We start from the raw sequence: 18756 nt of genomic DNA, 5'->3' as shown, positions 1-18756 counted from the left end.
CGGCGTGTTCTATGGATTATTTAATGATTTCGGCCTCTTTCTTCCAGCTATCCTTAATTGTAACTCCCATATCTCCCGCTGCCTTTTCATTGATTACGAGTTTCAATTTCTGAGGATAGTCAACAGGTATGTCCGCAGGTTTTTTTCCGTCCTTCAAGATTTCCGAAGCCTTAATGCCTGCTTCATATCCAATGTCATAATAGCTGAATCCGTAGGCAGCAAAGCCACCGCGTTTTACAGAATCCAATTCTCCTACGAATAGCGGCAGATGCTTGCTTTTTGAGACCATAACGACAGATTCAAGCGCAGATACGACAGTGTTGTCTGTAATGATGTACAGGGCATCCACTTTTCCGGCAAGTGATTCAGCCGCCTGCTTGACTTCAGCAGAGGTGGACACAGATGATTCAACAACCTTGATGCCCGATTTGGCGGCTTCTTCTTTAAGCTTTTTTACCTGGACAGCTGAATTTTGTTCTCCGGAATTGTAGATGGTCCCAACTTTCTTAGCGCCGAGCTCATCTCCTATGAATTTAATGGATTTTGGGATGGCGTCAGGATGGGTATCCGTCGTTCCGGTAACATTCCCTCCTGGCTTATCCATGGATTTCACAAGCTTGGCATCTACAGGATCTGTCACCGAAGTAAAGACAATCGGGATCTGCTTTGTGGCATTTAGGGCACCGAGCGCACTCGGGGTAGAGTTTGCAAAGATCAGGTCTACTTTATCTCCTGCAAAATTATTGGCGATGGTCTGGTTATTGTTTTGGTCTCCCTGTGCATTTTGCACATCATATTTAGCTTTTACCCCTTTATCCTTTAATGCCTGTTTGAATCCCTTGAATGCTTCATCTAACGATGGATGCTGCACAATCTGGGTGACCCCGATTTTCACTTCCTCTTTTTTTCCGCTTTCATTTCCATTTGAGCTTGTACTGCTTCCGCATCCCGATAAGAATGCTGCCGTGCATAACAAGGCCGCTGCCGCGGAGATCATTCTTTTTTTCATTCCGTTTCCCCCAATAGTTATAAATTCTTCTTTTTCGCTGTTATGTTTAAATTATAATCGCCAAGCAAACCTCTTTTCAATGAATTTATTTAAATTATTAGAATTTTTTAATAACTATTTCCTATTTTCTTTTCCAAGCCATCTGTCAGCCCTTCAGTCCGGATAAATAGTAAGCACGCAAAAGGCTGACCCCAAAAGGAATCAGCCTGATTTATTATTCAGTTGCACCGCTTACGATATCAGCTACATCTTTACGTGTCAGTTTTTCTCTTCCATCTTTTAATGCCTGAAGTGTTCCTTTTGCCAATGCAAGGGGAATGTTGCAGAAATTGAATATAACCTTTGTTTCAATTCCTTCAAGATAACGATCTGCAAGAGATAGATTTTTTTCAGTAAAAGACAGCATCTTTTCAAAGTTCCATCCTTCGGGAAAGAAATTAACGCCCCGCTCTGCATCTTCCGTTCTGTTTCTAAGGATATTGACCGTCTGCAGCCCCCGGCCAAAGGCAATGGCCAATTCACGGTCAGACTCTGTTCCGTCATACCATTCCCAGATATCCGAAAGCATAACACCCACAAGGCCGGCCACATAATAGGTATAGTCATCCAGCTCTTCTTCTGTATGTATTTGCCAATCCTTTTCCGTCCATTTTGCCATTCCCTGAGCCATAATGGAAGTAGCCTCAAGAACCTTTCCGGTGATAGGCTGCGGAATCAGCATGATCCACTCTTTAAGAAGCAGAGAAACTTCAGGGAGCTCCTGTGAATGAGGATCAAGTAGAGCGGTCAATTCATCTTCGTATGCACCATTTTGCAGGAGTTTCCCGACAGAATTCAGCAGGTGTATTTTTGTTTCTTTCGGTAAGTTTGGATGATCTTCAATTTCATCAATCGCCCTCATGCATAAATAAGCAGCACCAACCGTTTCCTTAAGGCCTTCCGGCAGCTGGCTGATAGGTATAAAGAAGGTCCTGCTGGTTTTTAATAAAAATTCCATTGCTTTCTGCTTTAAATGTTTATCTTCAGTCATGTACATTTTCCCCTTTAAATATCTTTCACATATGTAATGTCTGCCTGATTACAGGCATACTGGAGCAAAAATCAGATCCCTGTTTCCTGCAGCAAAGTTTACGAGTCAGTCTTAATAAAAGAATATAGCACTATTAATGATACAGAACATACTAGCCTGATTGCAATGGTTTCGGTTGTTTTCCTGTCTAGCTGCCGTTATATAAAGGAATTTTTACCATCATGGTGTCTTCCGCAACGATGGTCTCCGGAAATATCTCCCTGCTTTCTTCTGCAAGCAGAAGCACATCTTCCGCAGTATAGCGTGAACTGATATGAGTTAAAATTAAGTGCCTGGCATTAGCCTGCTTTGCCGTGCAGGCGGCCTGGGCGGTTGTCGAGTGGAAATAATCATGGGCCATTTCAGCTTCGCTGGCGGAGAAAGTCGCTTCATGGACAAGATAATCTGCGTGACTTGCAAGCACCCTGGCATTTTCACATGTTCTAGTATCTCCGAGTATGCTGATAACTCTTCCCTTTTGCGGCTTGCCGATATAATCCTTACCATTTAAAACTCTGCCATCATCAAGCGTAACGATTTCCCCATTTTTCAGCGTCTTAAAATGAGGACCAGGCGCCACCCCATCCTGCAGCAGTTTTTCTATAAGAAGGCTTCCTGGCCGGTCACTTTCCTCGATCCGGTATCCTACACTGTATATTCCATGATCCAGAGGCAAAGCGGTCACGGTAAATTGGCCATCATCATAAATCACGCCCTGCTCGATTTCAACAATTTTCAGCGGATATTTCAGATGGGTGCCGCTGACTGAAAGGCTTACCTTAATAAAGTCTGCAATTCCTTTTGGGCCATAAACGGCCAGTTCTTCAGTTCCGCCTTGAAAGGACCGGGAGCTGATTAAACCAGGAAGCCCGTATATGTGGTCACCATGAAGATGGGTGATAAAGATTTTTTCAATTTTCCTGGGTTTTACAGGTGTCTTCATTATTTGATGCTGAGTGGCTTCCCCGCAGTCAAAAAGCCAGACCGTTCCCCGTTCCTCTAAAAGCTGAAGGGCAATGGATGAAACATTTCGGGATTTAGCAGGAACACCTGCTCCAGTGCCTAAAAAAACAAAATCCACAGTGATACCTCCGATAACGAGAATTCTTTTTTTAACTATAACATAATCGGGTGCCCGCATAAATCCGTGCACTGGCATACTGTGAACAGCGAATCTATTTTCCGGGAAATCAGCGCTAAAGGGATAAATTTGAATTTTACCCAAAGAAAGCACTTTCTTTGATTTCCTGATTCGCAAACTCTAAAATGGAAGGATCACAAATTATAGAATGCAAATAAAAACTTCATATGGAAAAGAGGTAATCTGCTCATGGAAAATGATAAACCATCCGGATTGATTATGATTTTTGGAGCAACTGGAGATCTCGCAAAGCGAAAACTGTTTCCATCGATATACCGCTTATTTCAAAAAGGAAACTTAAATAAGTTTGCAGTTGTCGGCGTAGCAAGAAGAACTTTGACTAATGAACAATTTCAGGAAAACGTCAAGGAATCTTTGGCAAACTTTGCTGGCAGTCAGGATCATGCAGAAGAATTTGCTTCACATTTTTATTATCACTCACATGATGTAACAAGCTCTGAATCTTATATTCAATTAAAGGATATTGCCGGGAAGCTAGATGCCCAGTATGGGCTTTTGGGGAATCGTATTTTTTACCTGGCAATGGCACCGGAGTTTTTCGGGACGATTGCAGAACAGATAAAAGCACAAGGGCTCACACACACAGCAGGGTATAAACGATTAGTGATTGAAAAGCCGTTCGGCCACAGCTTCGAGTCTGCAAAAGAACTCAACGAAAAAATCCGCAGTGCCTTTTCCGAGGAGGAAATTTACCGGATCGACCATTACCTCGGCAAAGAAATGGTACAGAATATTGAAGTGATCCGATTTTCAAATGCCATTTTTGAGCCGCTATGGAATAGCCGGTATATCTCGAATATCCAGGTCACCTCAAGTGAAACACTAGGTGTGGAAGAGCGCGGCCGGTATTATGAAAACAGCGGTGCCCTCCGGGATATGGTGCAAAATCATTTGCTTCAAATGGTAGCCCTCCTTGCCATGGAGCCCCCTATCCGTTTAACGGATGATGAAGTGCGGAGTGAAAAGGTGCGAGCGCTTCGTTCTCTGCGCCCGGTGGCAAAAGATGATGTGAAGAATTATTTTGTCCGGGGACAGTATGGATCAGGTTCTGCCGGTGGCAAGGAACTGCCAGCATATCGTGATGAGCAAAATGTAAATCCTGTTTCCAATACAGAAACATTTGTAGCCGGCAAACTTTTAATTGATAATTTCCGCTGGGCTGGCGTGCCATTTTACATCCGTACAGGGAAGAGGCTTGAAGCGAAATCCACTGCCATTGTCGTTCAATTCAAGGACATTCCTATGAATTTATATTACGGGGCAGAACAGGTGCTTAATCCTAACCTCCTTGTTATTCATATCCAGCCAGATGAAGGAATCACCCTTCACCTGAATGCCAAAAAGTCCGGAAAAGATATTGAAACAACTCCAATAACTTTAGCCGCATCCAATAACAGCATTGACAGAATCAATACGCCCGAGGCATATGAAAAGCTATTGTTCGACAGTATGAGAGGCGATGCCACGAACTTTACACATTGGGATGAGGTTGCTCTTTCCTGGAAATTCGTCGATAGCATTTCTGAAGCCTGGGAAACCGAAAAGGATTCATCTTTCCCGAATTATCCTTCGGGTTCAAAAGGGCCGGAGTGCGCAAATGAATTGCTGAAAAAAGACGGGCATTTTTGGTGGCCCATCGAAAAGCTGGAATCTGGCGGCTGATCAGCTTTCAGCAGTGAAAAAGGATGCCATGCGCTTTTATTGAAGTATAAAGTAACTACTAAAAACACGTGTTAAGTCAAAGAATAATATAAAATGTTAAACATCTTAATACAAAAGTAAAGGATAGATATAAACAGACTATAATCTGTATTATCTATCCTTTTTTTCGGACTACATACAACCTCATTTACAACTACAACAAATTTTTCGTGTTGTTGCACAAAAGCACCCTATAGTTTAAGAACAATTCATCACAGATTTTTTTCTTAAGTGCTGTGCAATTGATTGCATTTGTTTTGCACAAACAAGCCATTTAGCTTTCACATTTTTATTAAATCTAAAATATCTTTCGGTTCCTTTAATACAAAGTCTACTGAATCAAATCCTTCATTTGTTTTAGCCCCCCATAAAGCAAGGGCAAACTTAACACCTGCACTTTTTGCACATTGCATATCATATATAGAATCTCCAATGTATACTGTTTCATCTTGATTAGCATTTAACCCATCTAAACAGGCTAATAAGGGTTCAGGATGCGGCTTATGTTTTTCAGTATCACTTGCAGATATTGTGTAAGAAAAAAAAGAACTCAATCCAAACGGTTCAAATTCATCAATTAACTCTTGCTTGGTTTTTGAAGTCACAATACCAGTTCTGACAGGGCTTTCTGATAAAGTTTTTATAACACTTTCTAACTCCGAAAAAACATTTACCTCGTGAGAAAATTCTAGTACAGTCTCTGACCACTTTGGGTGAACACGTTCCACATCCATCACATTCAGTCTTCGTAATGTTTCTTTTCCTGGTATTCCTAAAGCAAATCTTAAATCCTCTAATTGATAATCTTTGCCCTCTTCTTTTAAAACTTTTTGTAAAGATTTTAATATAGCTTTTTCTGTATCTAATATGGTCCCATCCACGTCAAAAATCACATATTGAAACAATCCTTATCCCTCCCCCTCCATAATTTCTAATTATATAAACACTTTAACGTAATCAAGTCCGCCGTTTTACGTTTCTTCGTGTTTTCCTACGAGTTCTGATACCCCTTTAACAGTGTAATCTTTCATTAATTCATCACCCTAAATACAAGTAATTTATCATAATATTCATTTTTACCTTAACGATGTTACTGTAAGTAAAAAACTATTCTGTATTTTCGTGGTAGTAAATGAGGTCATATAGGGGTCTAACTAAAATAAAAAGGCATATCACGTGACTTGTGATATACCTCTAAATAATAAAATGTTAAACATTTTATTAAAACCCACTCTATAATTAAAGAAATAAGTAATTATATATCTTTAATTTTACAGAGTAGGCATCCTTTTCTTCGGGACTATGAAACTTTATTTCCAAGAAATTTCTCTTTTATGACATGCACAATCTCTTTACTTTTATGAAGAGGTTTGTGCTGTTTAACTTCTGAATTAATCCAATGTGATATTCCTGTCTCGATTCCGATTAACAGCAAGAATACAAATATAATAACCCAGATCATAACAACAATCACTCCTCTTTTTAAAGCCATCATGCTATTGTATGTATGATTGCCCGTTTCCTTGTGAGTGGCCGTAAAATTCTTTTACTATCCATATCCCCATTTTTAAAGAAAGCAAACATATTATTAATCTTATATAAAAAAATTACTGCAGAAAAATCCCAACCGGCCTATTTTAATATAGGGATATTACCCTGTTTTTTTATTTCTCTGCCAGTCCCGCCTGACTACTATACACTAATAAAAAAATAATCATTTGTTATTCATGTCCCTGTCTCCAATTGTGTTTGCTATGGAAGTGCACAATTTTACTGAATTAGCTGCTAAAAACAGTTGCTTTCTTAGACATAAACCTTCACTATTAGAAAGGTAAGACACTTAAAAGAAAAGATTGCAGGTGAGCTCATGATAGAAATTAAAACATCTCCGCTCAGCGACGGAGAATTCAATAGAGGCGTGTTTGCAAAAACCGATATAGCAAAAGGTGAACTGATTCACGAAGCACCGGTTATATCTTATCCTAATGAGCAGCATGTTCACATCGAAAAAACGCTGCTTGATGATTATGCTTTTGAATACGGCGTGAACCATACAGCAATCCTGCTGGGATATGGCATGCTATTTAACCATTCATACGAACCGAATGCCACGTATGATATCAACTTTAAAAACCACACCTTTGATTTTTATGCATATAAGGATATAAAAGCAGGAGAGGAAATTCTTATTAACTATAACGGTGATGTGGATGACAATGAACCACTATGGTTTAATAAAGAAGAAGAAAAATAAGCTCCAATAAAAAACACATAGAGGCCTAATATATGGCCAGCTGTGTGTTTTTCTTTATGTCTATTTTCGTAAACATTGCTGACATGGAACAGGGCTGATGTTACAATGGATTCGCCTCAAGAACACATTAAAAAACAGCAAGAGAGCCGTCTTCACTTATCGTCAGTCTTGATCCCATTTTTGCTTTTTATCTATTTTAACATCCTTAGTGTTTGTGTCTTTAAGAGCAAAATTGTCAAATAAATCTTTGTTAAAGCTTGTTTCTGTGCCAATAGCCGCGGTCTTTGGGTCAGGAGCTGTGCCGACTCCCCTTTTTATGATGCTTTTCCCGAATTTAGTCTGCAGCTGTTCCATTGCCTTGTACAAGGGCTCTTTTTTAGCTTCGTTTTCAAAGGAAAAAAGATCAAGCTGCAAAGAGGCGGTTTCTTTTTCTTTCACTTCAAATGCAGTTACACCAAGCAGCCTTACCTTCTCTCCGTCCCAATTCTTTCTGAAGAGATCCGCACAAAGAGCATGAATATCCTCCTTTAACCATACAGGATTTGGAGTGAGCTTGCTTCTAGTAATCGTTTTAAGGTTTCCGTAACGGATGGTCACTCCAATTTTTTGGCCGACGAGCCCTTTGTTTTTGAGCCGTATTGCCACTTTTTCAGATAACTTGCCAAGAATGGCAACCAGCTCTTTTTCGCTGGATGTATTTTTTGGCAGTGTGGTTGAATTGCCGACGCTTTTATGGTCATGTATGGATTCTGGATCAACCAGACGCCCGTCATTGCCGTTTGCACGTTCCTTTAAACGCACTCCATTTATCCCCAGCAGATTCTTAACAGAGAACTCCTGGGCCTTTGCCAGATCTCCAATTGTCATGATATTTATCGAATGAAGCTTTTCCGCTGTTTTTTTTCCGATTCCATGCATTTCGCCAACTTCAAGCGGCCAAAGCTTAGCCGGAACATCCCGTTTGCGCAATATGGTAATGCCCATTGGCTTTTTCATATCTGAAGCTGTTTTGGCAAGGAATTTATTTGGGGCAATACCGATCGAACAGGGCAGGTCCATTGTTTCTAATATACGCTGCTGAATACTGCGGGCAATTTCAAGCGGTGAGCCTAGCGGTGCACATTCGGTTATATCCAGATATCCCTCATCAATGGATACCGGCTCAACCTGTTCTGTGTATTGCCTTAGAATATCAAATATTGCGAGTGACGCTTTCCGGTACCGTTCAAAATTAGGCTTTTGAAGAATGAGCTGAGGACAAAGCTTCTTGGCTTCCCAAATGGGCATTGTTGTCTTTACGCCAAATTTTCTCGCTTCATAGCTGCAGGTGACAATAATTCCCCGCCGCTCTTCCACATTGCCGGCTATGGCAAGGGGTTTTCCCTTAAGTGACGAATCATAAGCCATTTCAACAGAAGCATAAAAACTATTCATATCGACATGAAGAATAACTCTTCCTTTTTTTGGATACATTTCCTTCAAAACTGCCACTTCCTTATACACCTAATATCCTTTCACTATTGTATCAGATTATAAGCGAAATTCCAGAACACTCATTTGGTTTACGCTGACTAAAGAAGAGCGCCTTGATTATCAGAACTGGTTTTCAGATGTATAAAGGGTAATGATACTAGCAAGCTTGCAGATTTCACTGAATATCTATGTGTCCAGATGATTTTTTTAAAGAAGGCAGGGTTTTTGCCATCTGCTAATATCATTAAGGTTATGAATGATACTGAGAATATGTAAAAAAGCAGCGTCTTTGCTGCCTTTTATTCACGGCAGGTAATCTGTTTAATTATGATGTAGATGTAAATATACATCATAGATATGATTTTTCATCCCTCCTTACTGCATTAATAACCAAGCAGCCCCAAAAAACACCAAAATTGAACTTCATTACTTTGCAGCCAGTGTACCAAAAGACGTTATCAAAGTATCGATATTGCTCCAAGCCAAGTTAGCAAAATAAGCATTTTTTACTGAATGAGGAATCTTATCGACAAAGTCCCTAAACATAACTTCAGGAAGATTATTGAGTAAATTGGATATAAAAGTTATAACTTTCCCATTAGTATAAAAGCGCTGAATGGATTGTCCATCATTTAGAATTTTAAAATGCTGAATTACCAGCATATGTTAAAACGAACATATTGAAAGCTGAAAGCAAATAAAACAACATCCCATGGTGTGTACTTTACTATATCGCTCAAACCCATTTTGATTTATAAGCATCCCAGTCATATCAGAGGGATTGATACTGCCATACCGGCCAATTCCAAAGAGACCCAAATGGTGTACGTAAAAAGAGGCTTACCCGGGGTACAATGAAGATAGTAAAACATATCACCGGATTGCCGTTTAAAATCGAATCGAGGAGTTTGCACATAGATGGAAGGAGTCTAATCCCATTTTACAGGTACTTTGGGACTTCAATGGAAGATCTTTCTTAAAATAGTTTTGAGGTTCTGCAAAAACAGAATAGAAAACTCCTCCAATCATAGAAAACTGCATCATCATTTTAAGGATTAACCCGTTTGTCTTTTCTTCTGTGGATTATTTGAGCATACTTCATCAAAGAAGAAAATTGGGATTCTTGCATGCTATTTTCTGTAAACATTTTTTCACTGGACTTCATTAATGTCTGAATGATCATTGCTCTTTTTTCTTTAGGATCATGTGTTTCTGGCAATTCCTCGATAGTTTCCTGAGGGACTGAGTTCAAGCTTTCTTCTGCCTGGTTTTCTTGGATTGCAGATTGTATATTCTTTTTATTATTTGATGAAGAAAATTCCTTCTTACTTACTTCTATGTTTTTTTTCTTTTTTTCAGTGGATATTTGTTCCTTATATTCAGCCGTATCCTCAATTGTTTCGGCCTGATATTTGTCCGCTTTATGTTCTTTAGATCGAGTACCTGGTTGTTCGAATCCAGGCGAAACTCCATGTTGTCCGCTTTTTCCTTCGCGGGTAACCGCTGATATTAGCTGTGTTAATACTTCAAGTCCCTGATTTACCTCTAATAAAACTTCTTGATCTTTAGCCATTTCAGATTGAGCAGATGGTTCTTCTTTTACTTCAGGTAAAACCTCCTGACGAACACTTTTTTCAAGATGTGCAGCTGACTCTTCATTTACTTTCGAATCTAATGCATCCTTTAGCTCAGCATTAAATCCCTTTCCTTGATTTGCTTCCGATAAAATTTCTTGATCTTTAGCCATTCCAGATTGAGCAGATGGTTCTTCTTTTACTTCAGCTAAAACCTCCAGATGTTCACTTTTTTCAAGGATTGCAGCTGACACTTCATTCACTTTAGGATCTAATGCATCACTCTCTTCCTTTAGTTCAGCATTAAATTCCTTTCCTTGATTTGCTTCTGACTGTTTATTATCAGTTTTTCCCTCCCTGTTTTCCTGTTGTTTATTCTCGGACGATTCCCTCTTATTGATACCTTTTAAAATATAATGTATATTAGATAATTGGATATAAGATTGTTTATCCTTATTAAATAACTCGATATAATTATCCGTTACAGTACCCAATAACCCTTCAAAGGACAGAATACTATCTCCATTAACTGTCACCCACTGATGTCTTAATTCATTTAGTAATTCTATAAAGGTTTGTTTCTGTGTTGAATTGTAATCAAAGACTTTACTCTTGAAATCTCTGGTATTTTTAGACACTGCATAAATCTGATTTAAGTTAAAATAACATTCTTTAGCTTGATTCATTTGAATGACAAGAAAATCATTTTTCACATCAAGCAAGAATCCATTATGAACATTTTGATTATTTGAAATGATACTAATATTAAAACCTATCAGTTGATGAAGTTCCTTGTAAAAATTTGGTTTTATCAACTTAGTGCCCTCCTTAATATAGGCAGGGTCGCTTCTCTAATAGAAGCGACACAAGTATGGGATAATTTATTTATTCTTTTCTCTTGATCTTCTATCTGAGTTTCTTTCTGAGTTCTTATCTGATTTCTTATCTGAATTTTTATCTGAGTTTTTGTCTGAGTTTTTATCTGAATTTTTGTCTGAGTTTTTATCTGAGTTCTTATCTTGATTATTTCCTGCCTTTTCATCTTCTTTTTCCACTTTTTCCCCATAGCTGATACTGCGGATATGGAACATGGCCAGGCGGATAACTTCTTCGTTTAAAAATACCGTAACGAAATCATCATTTATATCGCAAAGTATTCCTTCAAGTTTCTCTGGGCCGCCACGGTTAATATTTACCCAATGATTTCTAAGTTCATCAAGTAAGCATTTAAAATTTGAAGCTGTTTTATAAGAAAAATCCTCAGGGACCTCAACTTTAAACTCGAATCCTTTTTTTACATTCTCAGTAATACTTTTAATATGATCAGTTTTATAGTAGATGACACCTTCTTGCTCAGTTAATATCGCCAAATGGTCATCTGAAATGCCTAATAATAATCCTGTCCTAGATTCCGGACCCCCCCTATCTACCCTGAGAACCTTGCCAATCATATGAGTAAACAATTCCTTATTCATCAATATTTTTCCCCTTCCTCGATAATCATTTTCCCTGTATTAATATGTGTCATGGAAGGACATTGGAACGAGATAAAAGACTATTTTCTCTTCAATAAGACTGAAATTACATAAAAATGTGTATTCGGCCTATCGTAATACGGTGTAATTTTATGGCTTTAATGATTGTAAGAAGAATAGCCTAAGCCATTAGGTGCCACTTTGGATTATCGAATTTCAAAACACCAAACACCGGGGTTTTAATCCCCCCAATACTGATACACGAAGATTTACACTGAAGACAAGGGGCTTTTTATAGAGGAAATTCCGCTAAAAATATGGACAAGAACTGTTTCGCTAAGGAAAGCCGGAAAATGGTAAGAAAATAAATCGGAGGATCAAGCTTTGCATTCAGCAAATAGAAAACAGGGAAAATTAAGGTTGGATAACCTAACTTTTTATGAATTTTAAAAGAAGGTGGAGTGAACCTACAGGTGTATTTTTTGAAGAAGATCAATCGCTGAATCAGGGAAAAGTACTATACTTAGATGGTTTATACAGCCGTATCGGGCTCTTCCAGAAAAACAAGCAACTGTAAACCAATTAAGCCGCCTTAGATGGATTGGAAGATGCAGTAGTATATGAATTAGCAGCAGCTTCGAAAAATGTAGTCTGGAGACCTTTTCAATCATTGAAACGCAGTCTCTCGTTTCATATGCGGCCCTCAAAGAAGGTGACTAACTATGGAAAATAAAAGTGAGTATTAGATCCTGTAAGAATAAGTGAACATGATTCGCCGGCACAAACGGAATGATAACAAGATTTCGGAAAAGAGCGGAGAAAATAAATTTTCTCCGCTCTTTTCCAAAAACAGAAGGACAAGACTGCATCCTGCACTTCGTCTTAATTGACGGGCCATTCATCAGCCCGATTGCTGGTTTAATATGTAATTTTCTATGCCGCTGATTCCTTCTATTGACTGGAATAACACCTGGGGGTCAATAATGGAAATCAGCCTGCCTTCACCCAGGTCGGCTACACCTGTTATGTATTTTGTTTTTTGATAGCCCAGGAAACCTGCTACCTTAATTTGTTCCAGTGCAATATCGAGGATTTCGCGGGCATCATCCGCAATAAGCCCCATCGTCATGCCATCTGTATTCAATAATATCCACTTTCCCTGTTTTTCCAAAGGTTTTTTATACGGGAACAAAACCTTTTGAATAGAAATCATGGGAATCAGCGTACCTCTGATGGCTGCCATTCCTTCGACAGTATCGGAGAAATGGGGGATTGCCGTTAAGCTCTCAGGCTTTTCAATGGATTGCACCGTTTCAATAGGCAAACCAAATTCTTCTTCCCCGGATGTAATCACCACAATTTTCCGCGAATCCTTCATCACGTCATCACCCGCAATCTTTTTAATAGGAACTGTTAATCTTGTCTGCTATTTTCCAGTTTTTAAAAAGGAGCTTAGTCAAATTAACCTAAACGGTCCCCTTTTCTTCCGTGACTATTTTACCATAAAAATCAGAAAAAGAGAGAAACTCCTATGACAGGAATTTCTCTTTTTCATTGATTATTCGCCTGCTACTTCCTTGATGATGGCAATGACCATTTCTCCCAGCTTAGTTAGTTCTTCAACCGGAATGCTTTCATTGGTCGTGTGGATTTCTTCATAGCCAACAGCAAGGTTGACAGTGGGAATTCCAAATCCGGCGATTACGTTAGCATCACTTCCGCCTCCGCTTTGCAGCAATTCGCAAGGACGGCCGATTTTTTCGGCAGCTTTTCTTGCCACTTCCACTACATGGTCACCTGCACCGTATTTGAATCCAGGGTACATGACTTTCACATCAACTTCAGCCCGGCCGCCCATTTCTTCTGCAGCTGATTCGAACGCCTCTTTCATCTTTTGCACTTGCTTTTCCATTTTTTCAGGCACAAGGGAACGTGCTTCTGCTAAAATCTCAACATGGTCGCATACGATATTCGTTTGCTGGCCGCCTTCGAAGCGTCCAATATTAGCCGTTGTTTCTGAATCGATGCGTCCAAGAGGCATCCTGGAAATGGCTTTAGCAGCAATAGTAATTGCTGATACACCTTTTTCAGGAGCAACACCCGCATGGGCTGTTTTGCCGGTGATGACAGCAGAAACCTTTGCCTGCGTAGGAGCAGCTACAATAATGTTTCCAACCTTCTCGTCGCTGTCAAGCGCATAGCCGAATTTTGCCGTAACTAATGAACGGTCCAAAACCTTAGCCCCAACAAGACCGGATTCCTCTCCGACTGTAATGATGAATTCAATTGTTCCATGTGCAATGTTTTGCTCTTTGATCACCTTGAGTGTCTCAAGCATAACAGCAAGCCCTGCTTTATCATCGGCACCAAGAATTGTTGTGCCGTCAGAAACGATCACACCATCTTTAATGGACGGTTTGATTCCTTTGCCAGGAACTACGGTATCCATGTGAGAAGTAAAGTAGATGGTATCTGCTCCTTCTTTCGTACCTTTAAGAGTACAAATCAGATTGCCCGCTCCATGGCCTGTTTGTGCAGTAGTATTATCTTCAAAAACTTCTACTCCAAGGCTTGAAAACTTCTCCTTAAGCACTTTTGCAATTTCTGTTTCAAATTTTGTTTCAGAATCGATTTGCACCAATTCCATAAATTCTTTTACTAAACGATCTTCATTAATCATCCCGGCAAAACCTCCAAAAATTTTCAGGCAGTATGCTGATACATTCATACTGCACTTCTGTTTAATTTGTCTGCTTTTTAGCAATATGTATAATCCCACCTTTAGTATACTGCTAAAAACAGATGCTCGGCAAATATTCCGTTTTTTTTCTTCTGATCATCAAAGCGGTATATTACCGTGCTTTTTAAACGGCCGGGATTCTTTCTTGTTTCTCAGCATTTCAAGCGATTGGATAAGCTTGATCCTTGTTTCACGGGGGTCAATCACATCATCGACCATTCCCTGGCTCGCTGCTACATATGGATTTGCGAACTTCTGCCTGTACTCCTCGATTTTTTCGGCACGTGTCTCTTCAGGATTTTCGCTGTTCTGGATTTCACGCGCAAAAATAATATTGGCAGCCCCTTGGGAGCCCATTACCGCAATTTCGGCATTTGGCCAGGCAAAAACAAGATCCGCTCCAATGGATTTGCTGTTCAATGCTACGTACGCCCCTCCATATGCTTTCCTTAGGATAACGGTTAATTTAGGCACAGTGGCCTCTGAATATGCGTACAGGATTTTAGCTCCATGGCGGATAATGCCTCCGTGCTCCTGTTTGACACCAGGAAAAAATCCAGAAACATCTTCAAAGGTAATAAGTGGTATATTAAACGAATCACAAAACCGGATAAACCTTGACGCTTTGTCGGAGGAATCGATGTCCAGCCCTCCTGCTAATACCTTAGGCTGATTGCAGATAAGACCTACCGTCTCCCCCTTGATTCTTGCCAGTCCCACAACAACATTCTTGGCAAAATTCTTCTGGACTTCCATAAAGGATCCGCTGTCAGCCACCTGCTCAATGACTTTCCGGACATCATAGGGGCGAAGGCCATCAAATGGAATGACTTCTGTCAAATCCGGACGATAGTCATCTTCCTGTGAAGCCTCAAGCCGCGGCGGCTTTTCTTCATTATTCTGCGGAAGATAGCTTAGCAGTTCCCTCACCATCTTCAGGACTTCTTCTTCAGACTCTCCCTTGAAGTGGGCATTTCCGCTGATGGTATTATGGACATCCGCTCCACCAAGGTCCTCGGAGCTTATTTTTTCTCCTGTAACCGTTTCAATGACTTTTGGCCCTGTGATAAACATCTGGCTCGTTTTCTCCACCATGAAAACAAAGTCTGTAATGGCAGGAGAGTAAACGGCCCCGCCCGCACACGGCCCCATTATGACAGATATCTGGGGAATAACTCCTGAATAAATCGAATTCCTATAGAAAATATGTCCATACCCGTCCAGCGAAACGACTCCCTCCTGGATCCGGGCACCGCCAGAATCATTCAGTCCTACAAAGGGGGCTCCATTCTTGGCAGCCAAGTCCATGACATTGGCAATTTTCTTTGCATGCATTTCGCCCAATGCCCCGCCAAATACGGTAAAGTCCTGAGAAAATAAGTAAATGTCCCTGCCATTCACTTTTCCGTATCCGGTTACCACTCCGTCACCAGGCCCCTTTACCTTATCAAGGCCAAAATCCCTGCTTCGGTGTTCAATGAAGGGATTCAATTCGATGAACGTCCCTGGATCAACAAGCAGCTCAATTCTCTCTCTCGCAGTCAGCTTTCCTTTTTCATGCTGCTTTTCAATTCTTTCGTCCCCGCCCCCTAGCTCCACTTCCCTGCGCCTGTCATAAAGCTCATTAATTTGTTCATAGATGTCAGTCATTTGTGTTTTCCTCCTTTTTGGGTTCGCACAATTCATAAAGCACGCCAGAAGCTGATTTGGGGTGCAAAAAAGCAACACTTGCCTGATGAGCCCCTATTCTCGCAGTTTCATCAATCATCTTTATCCCAGAGCTTTTTATTTCTGCAATTCGTTCTTCAATCCCCTGCACTCCCCAGGCAATATGGTGGAGGCCTTCTCCTCTTTTTTCAATAAATTTAGCAACAGGGCTGTCCTCTGATAACGCTTCCAATAATTCCAGCTTTACATTATTTGCAGAGATGAAGGCAACCTTCACTCCCTGGCTTTCCACTGCCTCAATCCCTAACAGCTTTAAACCAAACGTTTCTGTATATAGCGGCAGCGCCTGATCAATCGACTTTACCGCTATCCCTATATGATCCACTTTTTCAATCATGGCAAGCAGCTCCCAACTTTAGATTTACCACTATTTCAACATAACAATATTCGGTATAAATCGTCATAATTCCTGCTGAAAATCTGCTTTTCTTAAATATTGCATCAAAAAACAGATGAAACTGGCAAAAACCGCAAGCATGCCGGGACACTGCCTGCTTTGAAGTTTGACTTTATTCTTGTGAACGCAGAGGACAGACGGTAAAATAATAGTAATAAACGTAATCGGGGAGAGAAAAAATGAAAAACAAAAAGTTCACAAAAATCGTTGTATACGTCATGCTGCTATCCATGCTGCTAACCACCCTCCTATCAGGCATAGCCTTCTTGCTTTAACACAAAGCGCAAGCGCCTGTTCAGCCTCGACCAGCATAAGCCACGTAAGAATAGAAGGTGCTCTTTGCCTTCAATTCTTGCGGGGCTTATGACCTCGAGAGGCTAGGCGCTGGAGCTGGATTAAAAAGCGCAAGCGCCTGTTCAGAGGATCAAAGACTAAGAACGCCGCTTCCTGCGGCAACGTCTTTGTGACCCCCATCCTGGGGGCCTCAGCATAAGACGCGTAAGAATAGAAGGTGCTTTTTGCCTTCAATTCACTTATGATCTCGAGAGGCTGGACGCTGAAATAAAAAAGAGAGAAAATCCGTTTGGATTTTCTCTCTTTTTTATTGAATTGCTCCATATTGGCGCCCAATGCTTTGGAAATCCTTGCTGGATTTTGTGATCAAGACTTTTGTCCCAATCGGCACCAGTTCATAAAGAGTTTCTATATTTTCTTTGAGGAGCCTTACACAGCCGTGGGATATATGCTTGCCGACTGAAGATGGATCGTTTGTTCCATGTATTCCATAGATCCTGCCGTCCGTCCCTTTTGCATCAAAACCAATCCATCTTGTTCCAAGCGGATTTCTCGGGTCACCGCCGGGTATATCCTTTTTCCGGTAATAAGGATCCACTGCTTTCACTTTAACCGTAAACAAGCCCTCAGGTGTTAAATCATCGCTTTTCCCGGTTCCTGCGGGATAAACCTGCTGCACCTTGTTATCTTTTATAAAGGCAAGCTTATTTGAAGATTTATTAATGATAACCAGGGAATCCCCCGGCTGAAGAGCTGATGCTGATACAGGGAACAGGAAAACCGCAAGCAATAAAGAAAGCAAAAATTTCATTGGAAAAGTCCTTTCTTTCCTTCTGTTTTGCTTAGTTTACGCAGTTGCCCTTTTTTTCATTCTTACCTTTCTCCTATGAGGCAAACCTTTGAAGGAATGCTTCAGCATCAGGTACTCTTCCATTTCCTTCATCAGCTGAAATAAAGAGGCTCTTGATTCAAATTCTTCCCTGGATTTGGGAAGTTCCATTTGTTTAAAGTCCTCTTCCATTTCTTTCAGTTTTTCAAGATAAATGATGGCTGTATTCTGGGGGTGGACATTTTCACCCAGGTCTTTAATAAAATCAGCAAGCATCCCGCTTTGCTTCACCTTTGCAGGAATGTTCGCGGCGAGAGGAAGGATTCGCTGAATGACATCGAATTGCTTTTCCCTCATTTTAAAATAATGATAATAAATATCTTCTTCCCGCAGGAAATGATTTTCGACATCCCGAAAGGCAAGGGATTTCGCTTCGGCTATGATGCGGTTTGTCTCCGTAATTTCTTTCCCTTCCCAGTCGCTGGCGTTTGTTCTCAGGTACTTCGAAATTTGCCGGAGTATCCTGCTGAAGTTTTCTTCTATTTCCTCCTGATAACGGATCATTTTGTTTTCAACGCTTGGCATATACCAGTTCATCGCAAGCGCCACTCCTATCCCAATGGCAATCAAAGCTGTTTCATTTAGCAATAAATTGAGAGTGATGCGCCCTGCTGAATATAGATGCAGGATGATGACACTGCTTGTCACGATTCCTTCATTGATTTTAAATGCTACAGTTGCAGGAATAAATAGCAGAAGAATCAGGCCGATTACTAGAGGATGAAAAGCGATGGCGTCGAATAGGAAGCTTGAAAAAATCATCGCAAGCATGCAGGCCAGAAAACGCGACCATGACGCCCGCAGAGATTTCTTTTTTGTGGCTTGAATGCACAAAATGGTTATGATGCCTGCAGAGGGAAAACTATGCAGATCAAAAAGCTGGGCAAGAATAATTGCCAGCGCTGTCCCGACAGCCGTTTTAATGGTCCGGTAACCGATTTTTATTTTAAACATGTTTTGTACCACCTTGCCGCAAATTCTTCGTTATAAA

General features: G+C 40.5%; 17 protein-coding genes. 3 read left to right on the top strand and 14 right to left on the bottom strand.

Going from position 1 to position 18756, the window contains the following annotated elements:
* Positions 1 to 16 precede the first annotated feature (16 nt).
* The 3 genes from BM126_RS09375 to rnz all read right to left on the bottom strand — a co-directional run bounded on the left by BM126_RS09375 (position 17) and on the right by rnz (position 3159).
* Positions 17 to 1009: an ABC transporter substrate-binding protein gene (locus BM126_RS09375; protein ID WP_090989252.1), complete on the bottom strand. Its 993-nt coding sequence runs from the start codon at positions 1007 to 1009 to the stop codon at positions 17 to 19.
* Positions 1010 to 1223: 214 nt separating this feature from the next.
* A complete protein-coding gene (locus tag BM126_RS09370) occupies positions 1224 to 2039 on the bottom strand; it encodes a squalene/phytoene synthase family protein (protein ID WP_090989251.1) in 816 nt (271 codons plus the stop codon).
* Positions 2040 to 2226: 187 nt separating this feature from the next.
* Positions 2227 to 3159, bottom strand: a complete 933-nt coding sequence (gene rnz, locus BM126_RS09365; RefSeq protein WP_090989419.1) for a ribonuclease Z — start codon at positions 3157 to 3159, stop codon at positions 2227 to 2229.
* A gap of 249 nt (positions 3160 to 3408) precedes the next feature.
* Between rnz and zwf the strand changes: the two genes are divergently transcribed.
* The gene (gene zwf, locus BM126_RS09360) at positions 3409 to 4902 is read left to right on the top strand and encodes a glucose-6-phosphate dehydrogenase (protein WP_256213036.1); all 1494 of its coding nucleotides are present in this window, start codon (positions 3409 to 3411) and stop codon (positions 4900 to 4902) included.
* Positions 4903 to 5222: 320 nt separating this feature from the next.
* Here the strand turns inward: zwf and BM126_RS09355 are convergent, their stop codons facing one another.
* The gene (locus tag BM126_RS09355) at positions 5223 to 5846 is read right to left on the bottom strand and encodes an HAD family hydrolase (RefSeq protein ID WP_090989250.1); all 624 of its coding nucleotides are present in this window, start codon (positions 5844 to 5846) and stop codon (positions 5223 to 5225) included.
* Positions 5847 to 6241: 395 nt separating this feature from the next.
* On the bottom strand, positions 6242 to 6403 hold the full coding sequence (locus BM126_RS22300) for a hypothetical protein (protein ID WP_177201376.1): 162 nt from the start codon (positions 6401 to 6403) through the stop codon (positions 6242 to 6244).
* 405 nt (positions 6404 to 6808) lie between these two features.
* Here BM126_RS22300 and BM126_RS09350 point away from each other — a divergent pair, with 405 nt between their 5' ends.
* Positions 6809 to 7195 carry an SET domain-containing protein gene (locus tag BM126_RS09350; RefSeq protein ID WP_090989249.1) on the top strand — a complete coding sequence of 129 codons (387 nt, stop codon included), beginning with the start codon at positions 6809 to 6811 and terminating at the stop codon, positions 7193 to 7195.
* Between the two features lie 162 nt (positions 7196 to 7357).
* Here the strand turns inward: BM126_RS09350 and BM126_RS09345 are convergent, their stop codons facing one another.
* From BM126_RS09345 to mce, 7 genes are all read right to left on the bottom strand, one after another.
* Positions 7358 to 8677, bottom strand: coding sequence for a DNA polymerase IV (locus BM126_RS09345; RefSeq protein WP_090989248.1), 1320 nt, complete (start codon positions 8675 to 8677; stop codon positions 7358 to 7360).
* A gap of 1039 nt (positions 8678 to 9716) precedes the next feature.
* Positions 9717 to 11057: a DUF2642 domain-containing protein gene (locus BM126_RS09340; RefSeq protein WP_177201375.1), complete on the bottom strand. Its 1341-nt coding sequence runs from the start codon at positions 11055 to 11057 to the stop codon at positions 9717 to 9719.
* Between the two features lie 66 nt (positions 11058 to 11123).
* The gene (locus tag BM126_RS09335; RefSeq protein WP_177201374.1) at positions 11124 to 11717 is read right to left on the bottom strand and encodes a hypothetical protein; all 594 of its coding nucleotides are present in this window, start codon (positions 11715 to 11717) and stop codon (positions 11124 to 11126) included.
* A 901-nt stretch (positions 11718 to 12618) separates the two neighbouring features.
* Complete coding sequence (locus tag BM126_RS09330) at positions 12619 to 13095, bottom strand: chemotaxis protein CheW (RefSeq protein WP_090989246.1); 477 nt, start codon at positions 13093 to 13095, stop codon at positions 12619 to 12621.
* Between the two features lie 180 nt (positions 13096 to 13275).
* A complete protein-coding gene (locus BM126_RS09325) occupies positions 13276 to 14397 on the bottom strand; it encodes a M20/M25/M40 family metallo-hydrolase (protein ID WP_090989417.1) in 1122 nt (373 codons plus the stop codon).
* A gap of 159 nt (positions 14398 to 14556) precedes the next feature.
* Positions 14557 to 16107 carry an acyl-CoA carboxylase subunit beta gene (locus BM126_RS09320; protein WP_071352718.1) on the bottom strand — a complete coding sequence of 517 codons (1551 nt, stop codon included), beginning with the start codon at positions 16105 to 16107 and terminating at the stop codon, positions 14557 to 14559.
* Positions 16100 to 16522: a methylmalonyl-CoA epimerase gene (gene mce, locus BM126_RS09315; protein WP_090989245.1), complete on the bottom strand. Its 423-nt coding sequence runs from the start codon at positions 16520 to 16522 to the stop codon at positions 16100 to 16102. The genes BM126_RS09320 and mce overlap by 8 nt, the downstream gene beginning before the upstream one ends.
* Positions 16523 to 16761: 239 nt before the next feature.
* Between mce and prli42 the strand changes: the two genes are divergently transcribed.
* The gene (gene prli42 / locus BM126_RS22295; RefSeq protein WP_170846185.1) at positions 16762 to 16857 is read left to right on the top strand and encodes a stressosome-associated protein Prli42; all 96 of its coding nucleotides are present in this window, start codon (positions 16762 to 16764) and stop codon (positions 16855 to 16857) included.
* A gap of 326 nt (positions 16858 to 17183) precedes the next feature.
* On the opposite strand, the gene BM126_RS09305 is transcribed toward prli42, so the two are convergent.
* The gene (locus BM126_RS09305; protein ID WP_090989243.1) at positions 17184 to 17687 is read right to left on the bottom strand and encodes a L,D-transpeptidase; all 504 of its coding nucleotides are present in this window, start codon (positions 17685 to 17687) and stop codon (positions 17184 to 17186) included.
* A 36-nt stretch (positions 17688 to 17723) separates the two neighbouring features.
* Positions 17724 to 18719 (bottom strand): aromatic acid exporter family protein, encoded by a 996-nt coding sequence (locus tag BM126_RS09300; RefSeq protein WP_090989242.1) that lies wholly within the window; start codon positions 18717 to 18719, stop codon positions 17724 to 17726.
* Positions 18720 to 18756: the final 37 nt, after the last annotated feature.

Source organism: Bacillus sp. OV322 (assembly GCF_900112495.1).
In the GTDB taxonomy this organism is placed as follows: domain Bacteria; phylum Bacillota; class Bacilli; order Bacillales; family DSM-1321; genus Peribacillus.
Note: the sequence above shows the minus strand (reverse complement) of the source record. Positions and strands in the feature narration are given on the sequence as shown.